Genomic DNA, 21673 nt, shown 5'->3' on the forward strand with positions numbered 1-21673 from the left:
GTATGAGCCAACGATTAGACAAGCAGATCGAATTTATTTACGCTTTGGAAAAAATGAAAAGCGTCTACCGCAGAACCCATCTCCTCCACGCCGATCGCTTTGAAAACGACGCGGAGCACAGCTTTCACATTGCGGCCATGGCCTTTATATTGAAGGAATATGCCCCGGAGAATGTAGACATGGAGCGGGTGGTGTTTATGCTTTTGTTCCACGATGTGGTGGAAATCGAAGCCGGCGATACCTTCGCCTACGATACTGAAAACAACAAGACCAAGCGAGAGCGGGAAGTGCGCGCGGCGGAGCACTTGTACGGGATGCTTCCCAAAGAGCAGGGGGAAGAGCTGCGGACCCTTTGGGAAGAGTTTGAAGCCCAAGAGACACCGGAGTCGCATTTCGCCCTGGCCATGGACCGAATTGAGCCCATTCTTCTCAATGCGGCCGGTGGCGGCGGCACCTGGATCAGCCACGAAATCAAGCAGGAAGACGTCTACGCGCGCATCGAGCCGGTGCGGGAATTTCCGCCCCTCTACGCCATGATCAAAGAAAAAGTCGACGCGCATTTTGAAGGGAGAGTGAGTCCATGACGAAGATTCTACTCGTCGAAGATGAGGTATCCATTCGTAAATTTATTAAGATTAATTTAGAGCGGGAAGGCTTCGACGTATACGAAGCGGGAAGCGGCGAAGAGGGCCTTGAAATCGCCGAAAGGGAAAAGCCCGCCATCGTGCTTTTGGACATTATGCTCCCGGGCATAGACGGATTCGAAGTGTGCGATCGCCTGAGAAAATCCTTCCCGCACCTGGGCATTATCATGCTCACGGCAAAGGCCGAGGACTACGACAAGATTATGGGCCTGCAAAGCGGCACCGACGACTACCTCACCAAGCCCTTTAATCCCACGGAGCTCACCCTGCGGATAAAATCCCTTGAGCGACGCCTCGGCGGCGAAGACAGGGGCGAGAAAAAAGGCGAGCGCTTCTTGGAATCGGGGATCTTTAAAGTGGATGTCTTCGGCCATAAGTTTTATAAAAGCGGCAAGGAAATCGAGCTGACGCCGACGGAACACGAAATCGTCAAGTTTTTCATTACCCACGCCAACCGCGCCTTGAGTCGCGACGAGATTTTAAACGCCGTGTGGGGCGAAGAATTTTTAGGGGACAGCAAAATCGTCGACGTCAACATTCGACGCCTTCGCTCGAAAGTGGAAGAAGACGCCGCCCATCCCGTCTATATTGAAACCGTGTGGGGCGTAGGCTATCGCTGGAAAAACACAGCTAACGACGCATGAAACATTCCATTCGAAAAACGGTGACGCGAAATTTCGTCGCCCTGATTCTCTTAACCGTGAGCCTTTTGGATCTGGCTCTGATTTTCGGATTTCGCGAATACACCTACGGCGGGGTAAAATTCTACTTAAATCAACAATTGGACAGCGCCGTCTACACCTACGACCGCTATTTTAAAAGCCGAAGCATCGACGAACTTTTGGACGGCGACTACGATATGATCTTTAATCAATTTGGCGGCCAGGTGCAGATGATCGACAAGGATGCCCAGCTGGTCTACGATTCCATCGGCGCCATTAACGACCCGGTGAAAGATTACCCGGATGTCATTCAGGCACTGAAAGGAAAAGCCGGCTTTCGCATCGGGCCCGTGCCCTATTCCGACACGAAACTCTTGTCCGTCTCCCGCCCCCTTTATTCCAATGACAATCGCGTCATCGGCGCGTTGCGCTACTCATCATCTTTGGCGCCTGCCATTCGTTCGGTGTGGACATTGAGCCGCTATCTTCTTCTTTTAACAGCCTTTGTCATGGCCATTGCCGTTGTAGTCAGTCGCATGTTGGCGAAGAGCATTACAAAACCCATCGAGGAGATTCAATCCACCGCTATTCAATTGGCCGACGGCCAGTACAAAAAACACATCGTCATGAAGCGAGACGACGAATTGGGGCAATTGGCCCAGTCCATTAACACGCTGGCTGCGGAAATCGTGCGAAAAGAACAGGTGAAAAACGACTTTATCTCCTCCATTTCCCACGAACTGCGCACCCCGCTTACCTCCATCAAAGGCTGGGCGGCGGTACTGAAAGATACGGATCCGACGGAGACCGAAGTCATGAACGAAGGCTTCGAAATTATCGAAAATGAAACGGATCGTTTGTCGAAAATGGTGGAAGAGCTCTTGGATTTTTCCCGATACATTTCCGGGCGAATCACCCTGAAAAAAGATCGCTTCGACATTACTTCCACCTGCGAAGATGTGTGGAAGCAAATGAAGCCCCGGGCCTCAAAAGAGAACATTCACTTAGTTAACGAAATCAATGAAGATGTGGTGCTTCTGACAGCCGATGAAGACCGCCTGCGCCAGGTGCTCATTAATCTCATCGACAACGCCATAAAATTCACCGATCCAGGCGGATGGGTGCTTTTTGAGGCGCGGAAAAATTTCCCGAACTACGAAATGGTCATCTCCGATAACGGCGTGGGCATGGACGAAAACGAACTGGTCCTGGCCAAAGAAAAGTTTTACAAGGGGAAACACTCCAATTCCCACTCGGGCCTCGGCCTTTCCATCGCCGATGAAATCGTAAAGCTTCACAACGGCGCCATACAAATCGTGTCGGAAAAATCCGTGGGAACCACCATTCGAATCATCATACCCTTGGGAAGCGAGGCGGACGCATGAAAAAACGACTCCCGATCCTACTCCTGCTCCTGTTTTTAACGGCTTGCGGCCCCATTAAGGGCGACTACCGCATCATCGAAAAGCCCGCCCTCAATCGATCCCCTCTCCAGGGACGTTGGGTTGTGACGAAAATTCAAACCGTCACCGACGACAGCGTCGATCTTCGGCCTGTCATCGGATGTGACGCCATTTTCGCTCCCATGGGCGCCCTTTTTAACGGGCAGCGCATCGACAGTCCCACCTATGTCATTCGCAAAGGCAAGACTGACTATTTAATGAAAGTAGGGTATAATAAAACGAAAGACGACGTGGGCATCGCCGGAGACAATTTGTTTATCATCGACATCTACCAAGACGATGAAAAGCTCTTTACCGTCTATCGCGAAAAAGACGATGTGGCCTATATTGACATTTACGGCAATCTCTTGCAATTGGTCAAGACAAAACGCAGCCTCGACGAGCGTCAATTAAAAAATCTTATGGAACAGGCCGAGGCCCATCGGACGTATTACTCCCGGGTGCCCGGCAAGTAGGAGGATCACATGATATCGAAAATCTCTGAAAGTTTAAACGGAAACTTGCAGTATATAGGCATATTGGTACTGGCGGTTATCATCGCCCTTATTCTTACCTTCGTCATCAATATGATGGGGAAACAAATGAAATTTATGCGCTACCTACCCGGTTTGGCCCTGGTATTTATCGGCATGTTTTCGCTCATCATGGTATTGAATCGCCTCTTCGAACGCTCCAGTTTGACCAATATATTTATCTCCGTGGTCTGCATCACGGCGGGCATCTGCTCCCTGCTTTTCGCCCTGTGCATCGGCATCTACAATAAGGACCGCTACCCGGATGGTTCCCGGGAAAGCGAGCGGCGCCGGAGAGAAAACTAAACAGAAGAAATGAATTTGTCGCTTAGGCGGCAAATTTTTTTGTATTTTTAAAAAACAATCTTGCTATAATAGTGAGAAAGAGAATAAGAGGAAGAGAAAAGCCAACTGAATTTTGACGGCCTCAAAAATTGGCGGAATAAAACAATTGTGCTAAATGGGGATTTAGTATATATTATTGAGTATAGCTGGGAGGGATTATGAACGTCGGCGAAACGGGCGAAGGGATTGCGGCGAAGTTTTTGGAAAAACAGGGCCACGAAATTCTGGAGCGAAATTTTCGATTTCAACGTGGTGAAATCGATATCATAAGCTTTACGAAGGGCATCGTGGTCTTTACAGAGGTGAAGACGCGGACCAATGTCTCCTACGGCGACCCGAAGGATGCCGTGGACATCTTTAAACGGCGCCAGATCTATATGACCGCAGAGCACTATTTGACGCAACGATCGCCTTTTTACCGTGCGGCCCGTTTCGATGTGATCGAAGTGTTTTTAACGGACAAGCCGATGATTCATCACATAAAAAATGCCTTCGACGGAAATGACTTGGGGGAATAACATGTATGCCAGAGTGAAAACCTGTAGCTTAGAAGGATTAGACGGATTTGTCGTGGAAGTCGAATGCGATTTAAGTCGCGGGCTTCCGCGCTTTCTTATGGTCGGATTGCCCGACGCGCAAATTCGCGAATCCGGCGAACGGGTCCATGCGGCGATTAAAAACATCGGCATGCCTTACCCCCAACAGCGCATCACGGTCAATTTATCTCCCGCAAACCGACGAAAAGACGGATCCCAAATGGATTTGGCCGTGGCCGTGTCCATATTGGCCGCAGAAGGCTTTGGCGATCCGAAAGTCATCGACGAGTACATATTTTTAGGGGAGCTTCAGTTAAACGGCGAAATCTCCGCCATACGCGGCGCCCTTCCCATGGTGATTTCACTGAGAGAATTGGGATACAAGAAATTCATCGTCCCCAAGGCCAACGAAAACGAAACGGCCATAGTTCGCGACGTAAGCATTTATCCCGCTTCTAATTTAAAAGAAGTAGTTTCTCTCCTGACCGGTGAATCCACCATCGACGAGGCCGTGGTGGAAAATCCGATGGATCACATGAAGACCTACGATGTGGACTTTGCCGATATTAAGGGGCAAAGTCAATTGAAGCGCGCCTTGGAAGTGGCGGCGGCCGGGGCCCACAATCTCTTGATGATCGGCCCGCCGGGTAGCGGAAAGAGCATGAGCGCCAAGCGCCTGCCTACGATTTTGCCGCGCATGGCTTTTGAAGAGGCCATCGAAGTGACAAAGATTTATTCCGTCTCCGGTCTTTTGGCGGAAAACCGGCTGATGACGGAGCGGCCCTTCCGCTCACCTCACCACACGGCCTCCGGCGTCTCCCTCATCGGCGGCGGCCGCATCCCGAAACCGGGAGAAATTTCTCTAGCCCACCGCGGCGTCCTATTCCTCGACGAGATTCCGGAATTTCAGTCCAGCGTATTGGAAGTGCTGCGTCAGCCCATGGAAGACGGGAAGATTCATGTGGCTCGAGCCACGGCAAGTCTGGAATTTCCCGCCGATTTTCAGCTCATCGCCTCTATGAACCCTTGCCCCTGCGGCTATTACCAGGATCCCAATCACGAGTGCAGTTGCAGCATGCAGCAAATTCAAAAGTATCTGGGAAAGATTTCGCATCCTCTTTTGGATCGCATCGATCTGCAGGTGGAAGTGAAGCCCATTAGTTACGAAGACATGAAGGAAACGGTACAGGGCGAAGATTCGAAAACGGTACGGGAGCGGGTGGAACGGGCCCGCGGCTATCAAAAAGCCCGCTTCGAAGGCACGGGGATTATGACCAATGCGGATATTCCCGATCGCGACGTGGAAAAATACTGCTGTTTATCCCCGAGTTCGCAAAAACTCCTGGACATGGCCTATAAGAAATATAAATTCAGCGGACGGTCCTTACATAAAGTGCTGAAGGTGGCCCGTACCATCGCCGATTTGCGAGACGGAGGGCCCATTACGGACCAGGACGTTTTAGAAGCCGTGCGCTACAAATCTGTGGAGGGAAAATATTGGTCGGAATAAGAGAAGATTTGCGGTCCCTGTTCGTCCGATTGTCCCTCGCCGGCATGCCCAACGCCGAAATGATGGAGCTATACGGCTACATGACCGAAGAAGAAGAGCAATTGTCTCTTTTCGAAAGCGACAATATTCCGGAAAAGTTGAAGACGCGCACGGACATGTTCTTGAAAAGGGATTTGAGCAAACGAGAAAAGGTGCTGGAAACCCAATGCATTCAGACTCTGGTGGTGGGCGACGATTTTTATCCCGAGAAACTGGCCCTTACGCCGGATCCGCCCATGGTGATCTATGCCTTGGGCAATTTGGAACTCATGGCGAAGCCGGCCCTTTCCGTGGTTGGCGCGAGAAAACATACGGATTACGGCCAGAGGGTCTGTAAAAAATTCGTGTCTCAGCTGGCGGCATCGGGCCTCGTCATCATCAGCGGCCTGGCTCTCGGAATCGATAAGCTGGCCCATCAGGCCACACTGGACGCCGGCGGTGAAACCATCGCCGTCTTGGGAAACGGCATCGGCGACTGTTATCCCAGGAGCAACCGCGCCTGCTACGAGGCCATTAAATCCACAGGGCTGATTTTAAGCGAGTATCCGCCCTACACCTCGCCCCAGCCTTTTCGCTTTCCCGAGCGAAATCGCATCATCGCGGCTTTAGGCGACGGCGTGTTGGTGGTGGAAGCCAAGGAAAAAAGCGGCTCTTTGATCACCGCGCGCTTGGCGGCGGAATACGGAAGGGAAGTCTTTGCCGTCTGCGGCAATGTGGATTCCATTTACAGTCAAGGCACCAATCGCCTGATTTTCGACGGCGCATCCATCGCCCTTTCCCCGGAAGACATACTGGATCATCCGGTCTATCAGATGAAAAAAGAGAAAACTTCGCCGGATCTTTCCGAACTCTCTTTGGAAGAAAAAACATTGTATGATAGTATAAGAGACGGCCATCAAAATACGGAGGCCCTTATGGAGCATATCGGTTGGGATATTACCGACGTGTTAAGCGTATTAACCATGTTAGAATTAAAAAATTACATTACAGGTGTGGATAGCAACTGCATCGAAATACTTTAGTGCAGGAAAGGATTTGGAATAATTTGGCAAGGAATCTGATCATCGTGGAGTCGCCCACAAAGGCAAAGACCATCCGCAAAATGGCCGGCAGCCATTACAAAGTCGTGGCCACTGTGGGGCACATTCGTGATTTGCCTAAATCGAAATTAGGCATCGATATAGAAGACAATTACCAACCGAAGTACATTAATATTCGGGGCAAGGGTCCGGTTATTAAAGAGCTGAAGGCAGAAGCGAAAAAAGCCAACAAAGTGCTTCTCGCAACTGACCCGGATAGGGAAGGGGAAGCCATCAGTTGGCATTTGACTCATATTTTGGACATGGATCCCGAGGACAATGTGCGGATTTCGTTTAACGAAATCACGAAAAATGCCGTGAAAAACGGGATAAAAAATCCCCGGCCCATCAATATGGAGCTGGTGGACGCACAACAGGCCCGACGGATTTTAGATCGCCTGGTGGGCTATAAAATCAGCCCGCTCTTATGGAAGAAGGTCAAATCCGGACTCAGTGCGGGGCGGGTGCAGTCGGTGGTTTTAAAAATTATTTGCGACCGCGAAGAGGAGATCAACGAGTTTGAACCCGCGGAATACTGGACCATCGTGGCGAAAGCTCTGAAAAACCGGAAAACCTTCGAGGCGAAGTATTTCGGAACCCTAGAAGACGGAAAAATTCAGTCGGTGACTTTAAATACCAAAGCCGATGTGGACGCCGTAATGAATCGCATGGACCCGAAAGAATTGGTGGTCTCGGACATTCAAAAGGGATCGAGAAAGCGCCGCACCTTAGCGCCTTTCACCACCTCAACCATGCAGCAGGAGGCGAACAAGCGCCTGAATTTCACAACCCGCAAGACCATGCAGGTGGCGCAAAAGCTCTACGAAGGGATTACCATTCCCGGGGAAGGCTCCGTGGGTTTAATTACCTACATGCGTACGGACTCCACGCGGATTTCCGAGCAGGCCGTCGCCCAAACAAAGGCCCATATTTTAAAGGCCTACGGGGAAAAATACAGCGCGCCCTCCACCTGGTCGAAGAAGAAAGAAAACACCCAGGACGCCCACGAATGTATTCGCCCGGCGGATGTGAGTCGCACGCCATTGAGCTTAAAAGAAAGTTTGGGGCGCGACGAGTTTCGCCTTTATGAATTGATCTGGTCCCGCTTCGTGGCCTCGCAAATGACGGCGGCCCTTTACGATACGCAAAAAGTGAAGCTTTCAAGCCGCACGGAAATGTTTCAAGTGAACGGCAATACCCTGGTATTCGACGGTTTTTTGAGGGTCTTTCCCTCGAAGGATCAAAAGGACAAGGAGATTCCCGCCTTCGAAGTGGGAGAACACGTAAAAGTAAAAGAGATTTTGCCGGAACAACACTTTACCCAGCCGCCGGCCCGCTACAACGAAGCGTCCCTGATTAAGCTCTTGGAAGAGCTGGGCATCGGACGCCCCAGTACCTACGCGCCGATAATTAACACCTTGCTTTCCCGCTACTACGTGGTGAGCGAGGAGCGGCGCTTCGTGCCCACGGAGCTCGGGGAAACGGTCAATGACCTTTTAACGGATTACTTCCCCATGTTTGTCGACGAGGATTTTACGGCGAAGATGGAACACAGTTTGGACGCCGTGGCCGACGGGGAACTTGCCTGGCAAAAAGCCGTGGATCCCGTGTACAAGCAACTGGCCGAGTACCTGGAGCGGGCGGAAAAAGAAATCGAGAAAGTTGAAATTCGCGACGAGCCCACCGACGTTATCTGCGAAAAATGCGGTCGGAATATGGTCATAAAAATGGGGCGGTACGGCAAATTCCTCGCCTGTCCGGGCTTTCCCGATTGTCGAAACACCAAAGCCTTGGTGGAAAAAATCGGCGTGAAGTGCCCGAAGTGCGGCGAAGGGGAAATCGTCATAAAAAGAAGCAAGCGGGGGCGGAAATTCTTCGGCTGCGACAAGTATCCCGATTGCGATTTCGTTTCGTGGGATGAGCCCATCGACGAGCGTTGCCCGAAATGCGGCGATATATTGACGAAGAAGACCACGAAACGCGGCACGCGCATCCAATGCCACAATTCGGATTGCGATTACCAGCGCACGGAAGGCGACGAGTCAAAAGAATCATAGTGAAGGCGGGCATGGGAAGGGCCGCAATTTTTGGAGGCAGTGATGGACAAGAAATTTTCCTTTTCCGCATCGAAAGACAAAGGGCAAATGAATACCCAATCGACTGTTTCGGCGGGCCGCGTCAGTGCCGTCCAATTAAGCGAAAAAATTTTAAATGATGCCGCCGAAGCGTGCTGTTCCGACGTGCATATTGAACCGGCCGGTGAAAACTGGCGGGTTCGTATGCGTCGAAACGGCACGCTCTTTTTGTACGACACCTATCCGAAGCGATTGTACTCGGAATTTGTCACGCGGATCAAATTTCTCTCTTCCATGGACATAGGCGAAAAGCGGAAGCCTCAAGACGGCCGCTTCACCTTTAAGCACGACGGTCGCGACGTGGACGTGCGGGCATCGGCGATTCCCGTAAAGGGTGAGGAAAAGTTGGTGCTTCGCCTCTTGGACAGAAGCGGCCTAAACTACACCCCGGAAGGCATCGGCTTGGATGGAAAGAACCTGGCCCTAGTTGAAAAACTGCTGCGCCAACCCTTGGGCCTTGTTTTGATCTGCGGGCCCACGGGCTCCGGGAAAACCTCGACCCTCTATACGTTTATCCAACTCTTAAACAGCGTGGAGCGAAATATTCTGACCATCGAAGATCCCGTGGAATTTGCCATCGAAGGGATCAATCAAATGCAGGTGAATCCCAAGGCGAACATTACCTTCTCCACGGGTCTGGAAGCCATGTTGCGTCAGGACCCGGAGGTCATGATGGTCGGGGAAATTCGCTCCATGGAAACGGCGGAGATCGCCCTAAGGTCGTCGATTACGGGTCATCTGATCTTTTCCACGCTCCACACCACGGATTCGCCCTCGGCCATTATCCGCCTCATGGACATGGGCATCGAACCTTATATGTTGTCGGCGGGAATTATCGGCGTGATCTCCCAGCGCCTCGTACGAAAACTTTGCGACCACTGCAAGAAAGAAGTTTACAGAAAAGACGATTACTTTCGAATCGACGGACCGACCTACGAGGCCGCGGGCTGCGAACACTGTTTTGAAGGCTACACCGGTAGGGAAGCCGTCTTCGAAATCATGGCCATGAACGAAAAAATCCGCGACCTAATTAAGCCCGGCGTCACGTTAGATGCTCTGCGGGATGCGGCGGTGATAACGGGCATGATTCCATTGAAAGAGGCCCTGCGGGAGAAGATTCTTGCGGGAACCATCAGCCTCGATGAGGCCTACCGCACCATTATGACCATGTAGGTGAGCCATGAAGTTTAAGTATAAAATCATCGACGCACAGTCGAATCTCGTGACCGATGAAATGGACGCGGAGAATTTACAGGAGGCGCGGGAAAAGCTCCACGAAGCCGGCTACCGCATCGTCGCCTTGAAAGAAGAAGGGCGGCGACTTCAATTAACAAAGCCGCGGCGGGTGATTGCGAAAGGGCAATTGGCCTTATTGTTTTCCCAACTGGCCCTTATGTCGTCCGGAGGTTTGGACATCGTTACGGTCATGGAATTAATGGCCCGGGAGTCCAAAGGCCTTCAGAAAGAAAAATTGGAATTCATCGTGGAGGCGGTGCGGCAAGGGAAGCTCCTCTCCGAGGCTTTCCATGAAGCCGACTGTTTTCCCCATTTCGTCCCCGGCATGATTCGAAGCGGGGAGGCGGCGGGAACCTTGGGCGACATCTTTCGCCAACTGGCGGATTTTTTCGACGAGGAACAACAAATGCACAGAAAACTTGCAAATGCCCTGGCCTATCCCGTCATCCTTATGATTACATCCCTTTTTGTTTTGCAGGTGGTGCTTCATTCGGTGCTTCCCGTATTTACCGACGTCTTTGAATCCCGACAGGTGCCCTTGCCCCTGATGACCCGCATGCTCATCGCCATCGCCGATCATTTTAATCGCTTCGGCCTTCTTTACATCGCGGCGCTTCTCCTTTTGATGCTGATGATTTTGATCCTGAAAAATCATCCGAAAACCGCCGACGGCTTCTACCGCAGATGGTACCATCTGTCGATCGCTGCGCCTTTTTACCGAGACCCCTTTGAGCTGAGGCAATTAAGAACCATGAAGATGCAAATGGATAACGGCGTGGACCTGTTGCGCATTATGGAAAACATGAACGAAGGGGCGGAAAATCCCTACATCGAGAGAAAGGCGCAGGCGATGATTCGCGGCCTGATGAAAGGGGAGGAGCTCTCTCTGGCCATGGAGAAAAGCGATTTGTTTAAAGCGCAGAACTGCTCTTTCGTCGCCTTAGGCGAGGCCTCTTCCGCCGTAAGCGAGATGCTCGCCGTGGCCATCCATTTGGAGGAAGGACGGCAGAAAAATCGCGCCGAGCGCATAAGCATATACATAGAGCCGGCACTAATTCTGCTCATGGCCGTCGTCGTCGGATTTATTATTTTTTCTATTGCCATTCCCATGTTTGACATGGTAAACAGTTTTTAGGAGGAATTATGAAAAAGAAAAAGGGATTCACCCTGATCGAACTCATTATTGTCATCGCCATCTTGGCCCTGCTCATCGCCATCGCCATTCCCCGCTACCAACGCTCCAATTTAAGCGCTCAGGCCACAGCCCACAATGCCAATGTGCGGGTCATAAAAAATGCTGCGATCCTTTACTCCATGGACAAACCGACCGAAGGGACGATTGAATTAGATGATCTCAAGCCCTATTTGGAATCCGGCGAAGTTCCGAAGCCGGCCAAGGCATTAAGTAAATATACTTCTTTTACTGTGAAGGTAGAAAATGGAAACATTATCGTGGAGCCCGGCATGGTAAAAATAGATAATAATAATACTTTGGTGCCTGATACGGGTAAGCCTGATCAAGCAAAACAAAAATGATACTGATCTATCTGGTTGCCTTTTTTCTCGCGGCCTCCTTTGTGTCCTTTTTCAATCTTTTCGACGACAGGCGTAGGCGCGGCGAAAATTGGACCTACGGAAGAAGCCGCTGCGAATCCTGCGGCCGCATCATTCCGTGGCCCTATTTGATTCCCGTCCTCGGCTACATTTTCTGTCGCGGGCGATGCGCTTGCGGCGAAAAAATCTCCCTCTACCATCCGCTGAGCGAAGGAATCGGAGGCGCGCTCGCCGCCTTTTTGCTCCATTACTTGGGCATGGAGAAGGCCTCCGTCCTCCCGGTGGCCGCCGTATTTGTCATGTATCTTTTGGCTCTGGAAGACAGTCGCCACCAGGATGTGTTTACAGGGGATCTTGTCGTAGGCGGCGTTATCTTTGTCGTGGCTCTGATTCTCGATGGATCCATTCATCCCTTAAGCGGCGCCTTTCTCTTTTTCCTGATCGGCGCGCTTTATTTTCTCTTTCCCAAGGCGGTGGGCGAGGGGGACATTTATTATGCTTCGATTCTCGCCTTGGGCATCGGGGAGATATGGAGAAGCTATTTATTTTTTACCGTGACCTTTGTTTCGGCCGCCCTCATCGGCGGGGGCCTTTACTTTTTCAAAGGCCTCAAACAGAAAGCCGTCCCCATGTTTCCCTTTTTTCTGTTGGGTTTTTTGATTGTAGGAATTTATTTGTGAACGAAATTGTTTAAATTACATAAAAATTACGCATTCGTGGGATATAATGCTTGTAGGAGGGCGAAATGAAATTATTTAATAAGCGCGAAGCGATAATTTACTTCGAAGATCGTCGCTGCTATGTAGCAAACGTAGACGAAAACAAATCCGTAAGCACACTTTATTCTTTTGATATACCGATGAACGTCCTTAGTGACGGCGAAATTTTAGACAGCGCACAGTTGCACTATCTTTTGAAAAAGACCTTGGAAGAAAACGAGCTGACCAAGAGCCATGCCTTGTTCGTCATAAATTCCGCCTCGGCGGTAAACCGCACCATGCATGTGCCGTCTATGACGGAGAAGGAGAGGGCTTCGCTAATCGAAAACGAGTGTCCGTCACTTTTCCCTCAGGATTTAGAGGAATATGCCTTGGATTCGGTGGATTTAAAAAGTGACGACGACATCCACCATCTGTTAATTACGATATGTCCCGAAGAACTCTTGGAAGGTTACAGGGATTTAGCGAAAAAATGCGAAATAAAACTTCGCGGGATCATTCCTTTTTCAACGTTATGCCTGGAATACGCCCATTGGCTGGGCGGCGCAAGGGTGAATTTCGTCGGCACGAGCCACTTGGGCTTTTACTACGGCCACGAAAATCGCTTCTTCGACCGCACGGAGGTCAACGATTCCGTCCTGGACTTTATGAGTAGAAACGAACTGGAAGCGGAAGATGTCCTGCGCATTAAAGACGAAAATTTCGACGAGCGCATGAGCGATGTGGATCCCGCCGCCATGAAAAGGGAAATGCAATCGGCTTATTACGAAGCGTTGGGCCATGTGGAGCATATGGGCGGCGATTTTGCCCTGGCCGACAGGCAGTTAATCGCAGGATCTTTCGTGGAAAGCGGTTTATTTTCCGCACTTATGGACGAGGAAGTATACAAGCCGCTGAATTTAGGGGATATCTTTGCCGCCGCGGCGGAACACGGCGATGTTGCCGCCATGTTCTCCGGCACAAGACGCTCCGGCGGCGGAGGCAAAAACTACTACCTGCCCATCGGCGCCCTTGTCGTGGCCTTTGCCATTCTCATCGGCTCCTTTGTCTACGGTGAAAAATTAAAGCAGCAAAACCGAGACCTTATCGTCCGGACCCACGAACAGGAAATGGCGCAAGACGAATCGGATTCGACTGAAGGCGGAAGCGGTGCACAAAAGAGCGCCGACATTGCCGATGCCATTACCAAGGTGAAATCCTCTGCGCCGGATACACTGACCGTAACGGGCATGGATTACCAAAACGGCACCCTGTCCATTCGCGGCGAAGCAAAAGATGCCAACGAAATACAAAACTGGTGCAGTCAATTGGAAGACGTGTTGAAAGTTAAAGTGGAAGAAGAACCGACGGCGACGGTCGGCGATGTGATCTACTTCCAATTAACGGCCTATTTAATCGGCGGCGAAGAAGGTGATTCCACCCCTTCCGAAGAAACGGACGACGGTATGGATTCCGCAGGCGACGAGATGATGGGCGACGAGATGACGGTAAACGACGCCGGCGACAACAGCGCCAGTATATAGGAGTCATAAATGAAAGTTTATAAGGACGTAGGAAAACTATCCAACGAAGAATTGGACTCACTGATTCTTTCAAAAATAAAATCGAAGCGAAGCGAGGTCTTGAGCGCATCTTCCATCGGCGAAGACACGGCCATGTTGGACTTCGGCGGAGATCTGATCGTATTGAGCAGCGATCCCATTACAGGGGCTGCGGAAAACTTGGGCGCACTGGCCATTCATATCAGCGTCAACGACGTGGCGACGAAATCCGCCGACGCCGTGGGCGTGTTGCTGACGTTGCTCCTTCCGGTGAACACCACGTCGAAAGACATCGAAACCATTATGGCCGACGCGCAAAAGGCCGCCGACGCGGTTAATATGGATATTATTGGAGGACACACGGAAATTACCGATACCGTGTCCAAACCCATTATGATCTCCACCGTCGTGGGCCGCGTCAGCAAAGACAAAGTGCCCGATCCGTCGAAAGTGCGGGCAGGGGACGTGGTGGCCATGAGCAAGTACGCGGGCCTTGAAGGCACGGCCATCCTTGCGACGGATTGCGCCGAGGCCCTGAAGGAGATCGGCGAGGAGCTGCTCCGAGAAGGCCGGGGGCTGGTCGATGCCCTCAGTGTGCAAACGGAAGGCGAAGTGGCCGAGGATTTTCGCATTCGCGCCATGCACGATGTCACCGAAGGCGGCGTGGAAGGCGCCATTTGGGAAATGGCACAGGCACTGAAGGTGGGCGTGGCCATCGACAAAGAAGCGATTCCCGTATTGGAATCCACGAAAGCCGTGGCGAAAAAGGCCGAGGTGGATTTGTACCGCCTTATTTCCAGCGGCTCCATGTTGGTTGTATTGGATAAAGACGATTTTGAACCCATGCAAAAGAAATTAACCGACCGGGGCATCTTATTTACGAAAATCGGCGAAGTGACCGATGAAAACCGCGTCGTCTACAAAATGAAAGACGGCTCGGAACAAGAAATCGCCTCCCCCGGCCCCGACGCCCTCTACACGGCTTTAGTAAGATTACAATAAAGTTACAAAGATTACGGACTGTTTGACATTTAAAGGCGAGGGAACCATAATAATTATTGACAAAGTGTTACCAATTTGAAGGAGGTTCCCTTGAAACGATTTTTAAGAAGTTTCGCCTTTTGCTTCGCGTTTATGTTAATCTTTTCAGGATTTTCGGAAGCAGCCGGCGCAACCATGCGTGTTAAAACCAATGGCAACAATCGAAAGGTCAGCGTCGCCAATGTCAAGGTAAATGGCTTTGACCTATACAGTGAATACAAACCTTATGTAGACAACGGCCGCACCTTCGTTCCCATTCGCGAGCTCACGGAACTTATGGGAGCCAATGTTAAATGGAATCAAAAAACCAAATCGGTGAGCATTTCCATGATGGACAAAGACGTGAAGCTGAAGATCAACAGCTCCGTCGTCTACGTCAACGGAAAGAAAATGCGCATCGACGACGCGTCGGTGCCGAAACTGACCCAGTACACGGCCCAAAACAATGAATGCAAGACCATGGTGCCTCTGCGCTTCTTGTCGGAGTCCCTGGGATTCAGCGTCGATTGGGATCAAAACAAACGTTTGGCGATGATCGACAACGGCGTCGTTAAGGCGCCGCAACAACAGAATAATGCGAAACCGGTCCAAGAGCCGAAAGCGCCCGTTGAAAAAGTAAAAGAACCCATGCCTCTGCCGAAAGAGCCGGAAGTAAACGATGCGAAGCCCCAACCCATGGAGCCGGGTCAAAAGAAAAACATTACCGTCGTCATCGATCCCGGTCACGGTGGCAAAGATTCCGGTGCCATCGCTGAAGACAAGACGACGGAAAAAGCCTTGAACCTTCGTGTGGCGCCTCGCGTGGAATCCATGCTGAGAGAGCGGGGCTACAATGTGATTATGACGCGCACCACCGACGAATTTATCGCCTTGAGCGAACGGGCGGCCATCGCCAATCGCAACAATGCGGATATTTTTGTGAGCATCCACTTTAACTCGGCGGGCAGTGCGTCGCCATATGGAATCGAAGTTCTCTACGCCTCCGAAAATGACGTGGAACTGAAAAAAGATGCAGGCGATCAAACGCTCCTTGCGAGAGAGGTACTGAACGCCGTATTAAAAGAAACCGGAGCCAACAGTCGCGGAATCAAGAATCGTCCGGAACTCGCCGTGCTAAGACGAACCAATATGACGGCCTGTTTAATCGAGGGGGGCTTTATGTCCAATCCCGACGAACTTGAAAAGTTGAAGAGCGACAGCTATTTGGACAAATTGGCAACCGGCATCGTCAAGGGAATCGAAAACTACAATCGCAAATACATGTAAGGAAGGCGGGAGCCTTCCTTTTTTAAAGGAGACGCCATGAATATCATCCTGTCCACGGACAACGAACATAAGCTCAGGGAAATTCGTGAATTGGTCGACGAAAAATTCCGCGTCCTGTCGAAAACCGAAGCCGGCTACGGCGACATCCACCCCGTGGAAGACGGCGACACCCTGGAAGCAAACGCCATGATTAAAATCAAGCCCTTGGAGGGCGAAATCGTCATCGGCGACGATACTGGTCTTTTCGTCCAAGCCCTCGAAGGGCGCCCCGGCGTTTATTCCGCACGCTATGCCGGCGAAGACGGAAACGACGAAAAAAATCGCGAAAAACTCTTGCGCGAAATGGAAGGCAAATCCGACCGCAGCGCCTATTTTAAAACGGTCATCGCCGTGAAGAGAGAAAAAGAGATCTACACGGTGGAAGGAATCTGTCCCGGACACATAACCGAATCGCCTCGCGGCGAGGGAGGCTTCGGATACGATCCGCTCTTCGTTCCCGAAGGCTACGACAAAACCTTCGCCGAAATGACCGACGACGAGAAAAATGCCGTCAGTCACCGCGGCCTGGCCCTACGCGCATTTGTTGAATCATTAAAAAGCTAAAAAACATTTGACATGGGTATTAAATGATGTTAATATATATCCATCGTCAAATTTTGTGGTGGGTATGGCCTAGTCGGTTAAGGCGCCAGATTGTGGTCCTGGAGATCGTGGGTTCGATTCCCACTATCCACCCCATAATCCTTCGGGATTTCAACTCGCATCGCGAGTACGCGGGAATGGCGGAATTGGCAGACGCGCTAGACTTAGGATCTAGTGTCAACGACGTGGGGGTTCAAGTCCTCTTTCCCGCACCAGACGATTTAGTATTTTTCCGTTTGCTTACAAATGGCTAAAAATACGCATTTTAAAAGCACGTAGGGTTTTTATCCTTACGTGCTTTTACTTATTTTTACGGCTCCGTAGCCAACTCATAGCCAACAATTTTTATTTTTTCGCATAGATTTTATCGAAAACGGAGACGGCTTCTTTTTTCTTCTCGGGCATGACGTGGGTGTATATGTCCAGTGTCGTTTTATAGTCGGAGTGGCCCATGAGCTCCTGGACGGTTTTTATGTCCACGCCTTCCTCAAAGAGCCGTGTGGCGTAGGAGTGGCGAATGGAGTGTAGTGGCCTGGGTTCCATATTTAACCTTCTACAAATCGATTGTAGGCGCCGATTCGGACGTTTTTCTTCGATGGGATGACATAGGTCATCGGAAAAGATGAAACTGGAAGAAGTAAAGGCTTTGTTTAATCGTTTGTGTTTGCCGATAGATTCTTCTTTCAGACCATTTAAAAAGTCGACGGCGATTTCGGGAAGCGGGATGGTACGGAATGAACATTCCGTTTTCAGAGAATGAATCTTGTTTTTCTCTAAGGTGTTTGCGCCGGTATCGTCGAAGATGTAGTTTCTCCGCATCTGTTGATCGACTATGATGGAGTGATCATGGAAGTGTCGCCACTGGAGTCCTCGGAGTTCGTTGCGCCGAAGCCCGGTGAAGAAATCAAGGTAGAGCATTTGATCGACAAAGAAATTAAGATCGAGGGTAGCCATGATGTTCTCTTGTTCAGATCTTGAGAAAATGCGGTACTTTCCTGAATTAACATGGGTTTCTTTTTTAGGCACTGTTACATAATGACTCGGATTGGCTTGGATAATGCCCAAGACGATGCAGTAGTCCAAAAACAGCTTGATCAAGCTCAGGGTATTTTTAGCGATTAAGGCAGATGAGCCTTCTTCCTCAACCAAATAATTTACAAATTTTTGTAAGTTTAGGATGGTGATATCCTTCACCTTCGTATTGGCGTATGGATAGGGGAGAATGTGCAGCCTCAGCAGTTGGTCGTACCGGATGACGGTGGTGGACTTGATCTCTTTGGCTTTGATGTTAAATATCCAGTACTTTAGGAAGTCGCCGAGGATTTGGCTTCCGTTATCCACAATGCCGGAGACATTTGTAAAAGTGGATGCCTTTTTCATCTTTTCTACGATCTCGGATTTTTTATAGCCGGAGAAGGACTTCCGAATTTGTCTGCCTTGGACGTCCTGGCCAAGGGTGATCCGGCCTGTCCAATATTTCTTTCCGTTTCGCATGGTATAGGTGAGTGAACCTAATCCGCTTGCATTTTTTGACATAAAAATAGCCTCCTTAACTTGTGGAGGCTGTGATATACTAAGTGTGTTGTAGGTATACCACGCCTCAACCATTTGCCTCTATCCTGCTGCAACAGGGTAGGGGCTTTTTTATTCCTTTTCTTCTGGTTTCAAGTTTTTCCGGTAAATCTCTGATCTCATATTGATCAGACAATTATTCCAATAAACCTAAATAAATTGGAATAAGAGAGTAGCATTCCAATAAATCGAAATAAATTGGAATAAGATAACCTCATAATTATCCCGAGTTCTTACCCTATGAACGAAGGTAGGCGCTGATTATCTTCCTAATCCATGCTATTGTTCGATCAACTTTTCAAAGTCATTGCCGAACATGGACCGTAGATAGACATTGGCCGAAGGATCGTTCAGTTGGAAACCGACGACAACTTCAACCGGCGTGTTAGGCTTTATTTGAGTTTCGCCCATTTTGACCGCTTCGGGCTTATAATCATCAGGGAATAAGCCATTCGCTCCATTTAACAAGTCGACAGTGGCATCCGTTTCCTGCTCGCCTTTAATGGCAGTAGCAAAGTTTAACCAAGGATTTTGCGGCTGGTCTGTTTTGTTTACATAATCCATGGTGATGGCCAAGATTTTCTTGCCATATTTTCCATCTAGAAATTCGAAGTTTTTCATGACAAATGAGGCGTCTTTAGTTTCATATTTTGTAACCTCTTGAAAATCAATGGTTTTAGAAACAACCTCATGATCCTTTACGACTAGGAACGGCGTCTCAGAATCGTCTTCAAAAAAATAGTTTAGCGTAAAGTTGGGTGAAATATTTTCCTGCATCCAAGTGGACTCATCCAAGACTGCATCTAAAAATTCAGAGGTAAAGGTGGGGTGTTCATCATTAATATTGAAAACAGTGTGATTAATTGCCATTTGATCTTTGTTGAAAGACGCAGATACAACGCCGTGTTTATTGATCCCATCTAGGTATTCTTGGAGTTTTTGTTCATCAATCTTCTCGTTGGCTGCAGCTGAGTTGGCGGGCGCATTCGAAGCGGCTTCGTTTTTTGTGGCCTCCTGGTTTGAACATGCGGTGATCAAGGTGAGCGATAAAAGCAGCGGGAGTAAGAATTTCTTCATGAGTTCCTCCTTATGTATGGATTTAATGCATGGCGGACATCTATCTAAAAGCGCATGGACGCTGTTGTCGTTTATTTCACCGGGCGAAGGACGTGGGTGGCTTTACCCAGTATGATAACGGTTTGGGTGCCGTCGAGGTCGATAGGCGGGTAGTGGGGGTTATCGGCACGAAGCTGCACTTTATCCGCGATTTTATAGACGCGCTTGAGTGTGGCCTCGTCGTCAATCAAAACGGCGGCGATTTCGCCGTCGTCCACGTCGGATTGTTTTTTTATGAAAACCAGATCGCCGTCATCGATTTCGGCGCCGGTCATGCTGTCGCCTTTGGCGTAGAGGCAGAAGTCGGAGTCCAGGTATTTGTCGTCGGCAGTGAAATAGCCTATGTAGTTTTCTTCCGCGAGGATGGGGTTTCCGCAGGCGATTTGTCCGAGGATGGGGATGCGGCGGAGTTTTTTTATTGGAATGATGCCTTTGATTTTGGTCAGATCGACATCGTCTGAGCTGTTCCATCCCATGAGGTAGGAAGGGGACACGCCCAAGGCCTTGGCAAATTCAATAATTTTTGATTGAGACAAATCTACTTTTCCGGCTTCAATTTTAGCTATCGATGTCCGATCCTTGTATCCTGTCATAGCTGCAAGCTGTTCCTGTGAGAGTTCTTTGCTTAATCGAAGCGATTTAATGTTTTTATATAAATCTAACACTTGCGACCTCCTCCTTGGCTACATTTTAGCATCGACGTGAAATAAATTCAACAAAATTAGGAAATTTAGTTGACAGAAATTCACGGCGCGTATATACTCTAAATAGTGAATGTAATTCACGGAAGTGAGGTGATCGTATTACAACTCTAAGGGATAAAATAGCTGTGTCCGGATATAAGATGGAATATATCGCAGAGCAGCTAGGAGTAAACAGGAAGACGCTATACTTGAAGTTAAATGGGGAAACTGAATTTAAAGCTTCAGAGATTGCCATTTTACGGGATCTTCTTGAGATGAGCCCGGAAGAACAAGAACGTTATTTTTTTACGCCGAAAGGTGAATTAAATTCACTATAAGAGAATAAAGGAGGCGTGGTATGGACAGGGAAATTTATACGGCGAAGGAGCTCGCCAAGGTGATCCCCATTGGGGAGCACAAGCTCAGGGAGATGGCGAAGAAGTATCCGTCGTTTCCGAAGCTGCGTGTCGGGAATCGGACGCTGTTTTTCAAGGAAGAAGTGGAAGAGTGGCTTCGGAAGAGTTCGAAGCAGGGGATTCAACTGTGAAGGAGGCGAATGGCATGGCAAAACGAAGAGCGTGCGTGATGTATAACGATGCGAAGTATGTACGGCGCAGGACGTTGGCGTTTTTGGCCATCGTCGGTTTGGTGGCGCTGGTGAGTTTTATGCTGGCCGTTGCTTGTGACGATTTGGCGGAAAGCGCATGCGTTACGCAGCTTGATAATAAAGCGGCGTGGGCGGTGGCCTACAGTAAGGAACGCGGCCAGTACCCCTATTAGGAGGAAGCATGAACAATCAATGGAAGTCGCTGGCGGACATTCGGCCGAAGGTGATTGCGCTGCTTAAGCATTATGGACCCACCGAGGTTGTGGCCGATGTAGTCGGCATTGGAGATGAAACGGTGCAGCTCATTTACTCGCGGAAAAGGGAGTATGTGATCGGTCCGGTGGCAGAAAAGATTGAAGCCGCATTTGATGCTTTGCCTAAGCAGCGCCACCGGCAGCGTATCGTGGCAGGGCGTAGTCAACGGAAGTCCATCACGGCAAGGTGCAGTGAAGACATAAGGCCTCTAATTGCAGGTGAAGGCACCGAAATGTATTGGGATGCGCCGAAGCCGCAAAATATCGGCGGAACGCTTCGGGCGTTGGAAATAGGAAAGTGGTATTCCGTGACCTACGACAAAATGAATGGAACTAGACATAATAAGAACTTCGTTGCCGGGAAGGTCATCGGCGAGTACGCCCATTACTATTTGTTTGAGACCGAGCATAGGTTGAAGTCTTCGGTGCTGAAGAATGATTTGTGCCGCGAGACGACGCGCGTAAATGAAAAAATCTCGCCGGACAGGTGTCCAAGCGAGATCGATCGTTAACCACC

The 21673-nt window shown here is 49.8% G+C and carries 24 protein-coding genes and 2 tRNA genes; 23 read left to right on the forward strand and 3 right to left on the reverse strand.

The features are described 5' to 3' along the window. Positions 1-2 precede the first annotated feature (2 nt). The 19 genes from OCV31_RS03750 (at position 3) to OCV31_RS03840 (ending at position 17139) form a co-directional block, all read left to right on the forward strand. Positions 3-584: an HD domain-containing protein gene (locus OCV31_RS03750; protein WP_148472751.1), complete on the forward strand. Its 582-nt coding sequence runs from the start codon at positions 3-5 to the stop codon at positions 582-584. Beyond that, on the forward strand, positions 581-1288 hold the full coding sequence (locus tag OCV31_RS03755; RefSeq protein WP_148472753.1) for a response regulator transcription factor: 708 nt from the start codon (positions 581-583) through the stop codon (positions 1286-1288). Before OCV31_RS03750 ends, OCV31_RS03755 begins: the two co-directional genes overlap by 4 nt. After that, on the forward strand, positions 1285-2691 hold the full coding sequence (locus tag OCV31_RS03760) for a sensor histidine kinase (RefSeq protein ID WP_148472755.1): 1407 nt from the start codon (positions 1285-1287) through the stop codon (positions 2689-2691). The genes OCV31_RS03755 and OCV31_RS03760 overlap by 4 nt, the downstream gene beginning before the upstream one ends. Continuing rightward, positions 2688-3224 (forward strand): hypothetical protein, encoded by a 537-nt coding sequence (locus OCV31_RS03765; protein WP_148472757.1) that lies wholly within the window; start codon positions 2688-2690, stop codon positions 3222-3224. The genes OCV31_RS03760 and OCV31_RS03765 overlap by 4 nt, the downstream gene beginning before the upstream one ends. A 9-nt stretch (positions 3225-3233) precedes the next feature. After that, entirely contained in the window at positions 3234-3587 is a 354-nt protein-coding gene (locus OCV31_RS03770; protein WP_199909585.1) for a cytochrome C biosynthesis protein, read from the forward strand. 197 nt (positions 3588-3784) lie between these two features. After that, on the forward strand, positions 3785-4144 hold the full coding sequence (locus tag OCV31_RS03775; RefSeq protein ID WP_108831434.1) for a YraN family protein: 360 nt from the start codon (positions 3785-3787) through the stop codon (positions 4142-4144). A gap of 1 nt (position 4145) precedes the next feature. Further along, positions 4146-5672 carry a YifB family Mg chelatase-like AAA ATPase gene (locus tag OCV31_RS03780; protein WP_148472759.1) on the forward strand — a complete coding sequence of 509 codons (1527 nt, stop codon included), beginning with the start codon at positions 4146-4148 and terminating at the stop codon, positions 5670-5672. Further along, positions 5660-6733, forward strand: coding sequence for a DNA-processing protein DprA (gene dprA / locus OCV31_RS03785; RefSeq protein WP_148472761.1), 1074 nt, complete (start codon positions 5660-5662; stop codon positions 6731-6733). Before OCV31_RS03780 ends, dprA begins: the two co-directional genes overlap by 13 nt. Positions 6734-6756: 23 nt before the next feature. Next, positions 6757-8847 carry a type I DNA topoisomerase gene (gene topA / locus OCV31_RS03790; RefSeq protein WP_148472763.1) on the forward strand — a complete coding sequence of 697 codons (2091 nt, stop codon included), beginning with the start codon at positions 6757-6759 and terminating at the stop codon, positions 8845-8847. Positions 8848-8889: 42 nt separating this feature from the next. Then, positions 8890-10098 carry a GspE/PulE family protein gene (locus OCV31_RS03795; protein WP_148472765.1) on the forward strand — a complete coding sequence of 403 codons (1209 nt, stop codon included), beginning with the start codon at positions 8890-8892 and terminating at the stop codon, positions 10096-10098. Between the two features lie 7 nt (positions 10099-10105). Beyond that, entirely contained in the window at positions 10106-11296 is a 1191-nt protein-coding gene (locus OCV31_RS03800) for a type II secretion system F family protein (protein ID WP_148472767.1), read from the forward strand. A gap of 8 nt (positions 11297-11304) precedes the next feature. After that, positions 11305-11697: a prepilin-type N-terminal cleavage/methylation domain-containing protein gene (locus OCV31_RS03805; protein ID WP_148472769.1), complete on the forward strand. Its 393-nt coding sequence runs from the start codon at positions 11305-11307 to the stop codon at positions 11695-11697. Beyond that, a complete protein-coding gene (locus OCV31_RS03810) occupies positions 11694-12395 on the forward strand; it encodes a prepilin peptidase (protein WP_148472771.1) in 702 nt (233 codons plus the stop codon). The genes OCV31_RS03805 and OCV31_RS03810 overlap by 4 nt, the downstream gene beginning before the upstream one ends. A 65-nt stretch (positions 12396-12460) precedes the next feature. Next, positions 12461-13957, forward strand: coding sequence for a type IV pilus biogenesis protein PilM (locus OCV31_RS03815; protein ID WP_148472773.1), 1497 nt, complete (start codon positions 12461-12463; stop codon positions 13955-13957). 9 nt (positions 13958-13966) lie between these two features. Then, positions 13967-14977, forward strand: a complete 1011-nt coding sequence (locus OCV31_RS03820) for an AIR synthase family protein (RefSeq protein ID WP_148472775.1) — start codon at positions 13967-13969, stop codon at positions 14975-14977. Positions 14978-15067: 90 nt separating this feature from the next. Continuing rightward, complete coding sequence (locus OCV31_RS03825; RefSeq protein ID WP_148472777.1) at positions 15068-16282, forward strand: N-acetylmuramoyl-L-alanine amidase; 1215 nt, start codon at positions 15068-15070, stop codon at positions 16280-16282. A 36-nt stretch (positions 16283-16318) separates the two neighbouring features. Continuing rightward, complete coding sequence (gene rdgB / locus OCV31_RS03830; RefSeq protein WP_148472780.1) at positions 16319-16885, forward strand: RdgB/HAM1 family non-canonical purine NTP pyrophosphatase; 567 nt, start codon at positions 16319-16321, stop codon at positions 16883-16885. Positions 16886-16943: 58 nt separating this feature from the next. Continuing rightward, positions 16944-17020, forward strand: a tRNA-His gene (locus OCV31_RS03835). A 35-nt stretch (positions 17021-17055) separates the two neighbouring features. After that, positions 17056-17139: transfer RNA gene (locus OCV31_RS03840), tRNA-Leu, on the forward strand. A gap of 130 nt (positions 17140-17269) precedes the next feature. On the opposite strand, the gene OCV31_RS03845 is transcribed toward OCV31_RS03840, so the two are convergent. From OCV31_RS03845 to OCV31_RS03855, 3 genes are all read right to left on the reverse strand, one after another. After that, positions 17270-18460 carry a tyrosine-type recombinase/integrase gene (locus tag OCV31_RS03845; protein WP_148472782.1) on the reverse strand — a complete coding sequence of 397 codons (1191 nt, stop codon included), beginning with the start codon at positions 18458-18460 and terminating at the stop codon, positions 17270-17272. Positions 18461-18775: 315 nt separating this feature from the next. After that, positions 18776-19573 carry a DUF5067 domain-containing protein gene (locus tag OCV31_RS03850; protein ID WP_148472784.1) on the reverse strand — a complete coding sequence of 266 codons (798 nt, stop codon included), beginning with the start codon at positions 19571-19573 and terminating at the stop codon, positions 18776-18778. A gap of 71 nt (positions 19574-19644) precedes the next feature. Further along, positions 19645-20277: a helix-turn-helix domain-containing protein gene (locus OCV31_RS03855; protein ID WP_267303793.1), complete on the reverse strand. Its 633-nt coding sequence runs from the start codon at positions 20275-20277 to the stop codon at positions 19645-19647. Positions 20278-20456: 179 nt separating this feature from the next. Between OCV31_RS03855 and OCV31_RS03860 the strand changes: the two genes are divergently transcribed. The 4 genes from OCV31_RS03860 to OCV31_RS03875 are packed head-to-tail and all read left to right on the forward strand — an operon-like array spanning position 20457 to position 21668. After that, entirely contained in the window at positions 20457-20633 is a 177-nt protein-coding gene (locus OCV31_RS03860; RefSeq protein WP_148472786.1) for a DUF739 family protein, read from the forward strand. Positions 20634-20653: 20 nt separating this feature from the next. Further along, a complete protein-coding gene (locus OCV31_RS03865; RefSeq protein ID WP_148472788.1) occupies positions 20654-20842 on the forward strand; it encodes a helix-turn-helix transcriptional regulator in 189 nt (62 codons plus the stop codon). Positions 20843-20856: 14 nt separating this feature from the next. Then, the gene (locus OCV31_RS03870; protein WP_148472790.1) at positions 20857-21075 is read left to right on the forward strand and encodes a hypothetical protein; all 219 of its coding nucleotides are present in this window, start codon (positions 20857-20859) and stop codon (positions 21073-21075) included. A gap of 8 nt (positions 21076-21083) precedes the next feature. Then, positions 21084-21668: a hypothetical protein gene (locus tag OCV31_RS03875; protein WP_148472792.1), complete on the forward strand. Its 585-nt coding sequence runs from the start codon at positions 21084-21086 to the stop codon at positions 21666-21668. The last annotated feature ends 5 nt before the right edge of the window (positions 21669-21673 follow it).

It is taken from the genome of Aedoeadaptatus acetigenes (assembly GCF_025566985.1).
In the GTDB taxonomy this organism is placed as follows: Bacteria; Bacillota; Clostridia; order Tissierellales; family Peptoniphilaceae; genus Aedoeadaptatus; species Aedoeadaptatus acetigenes.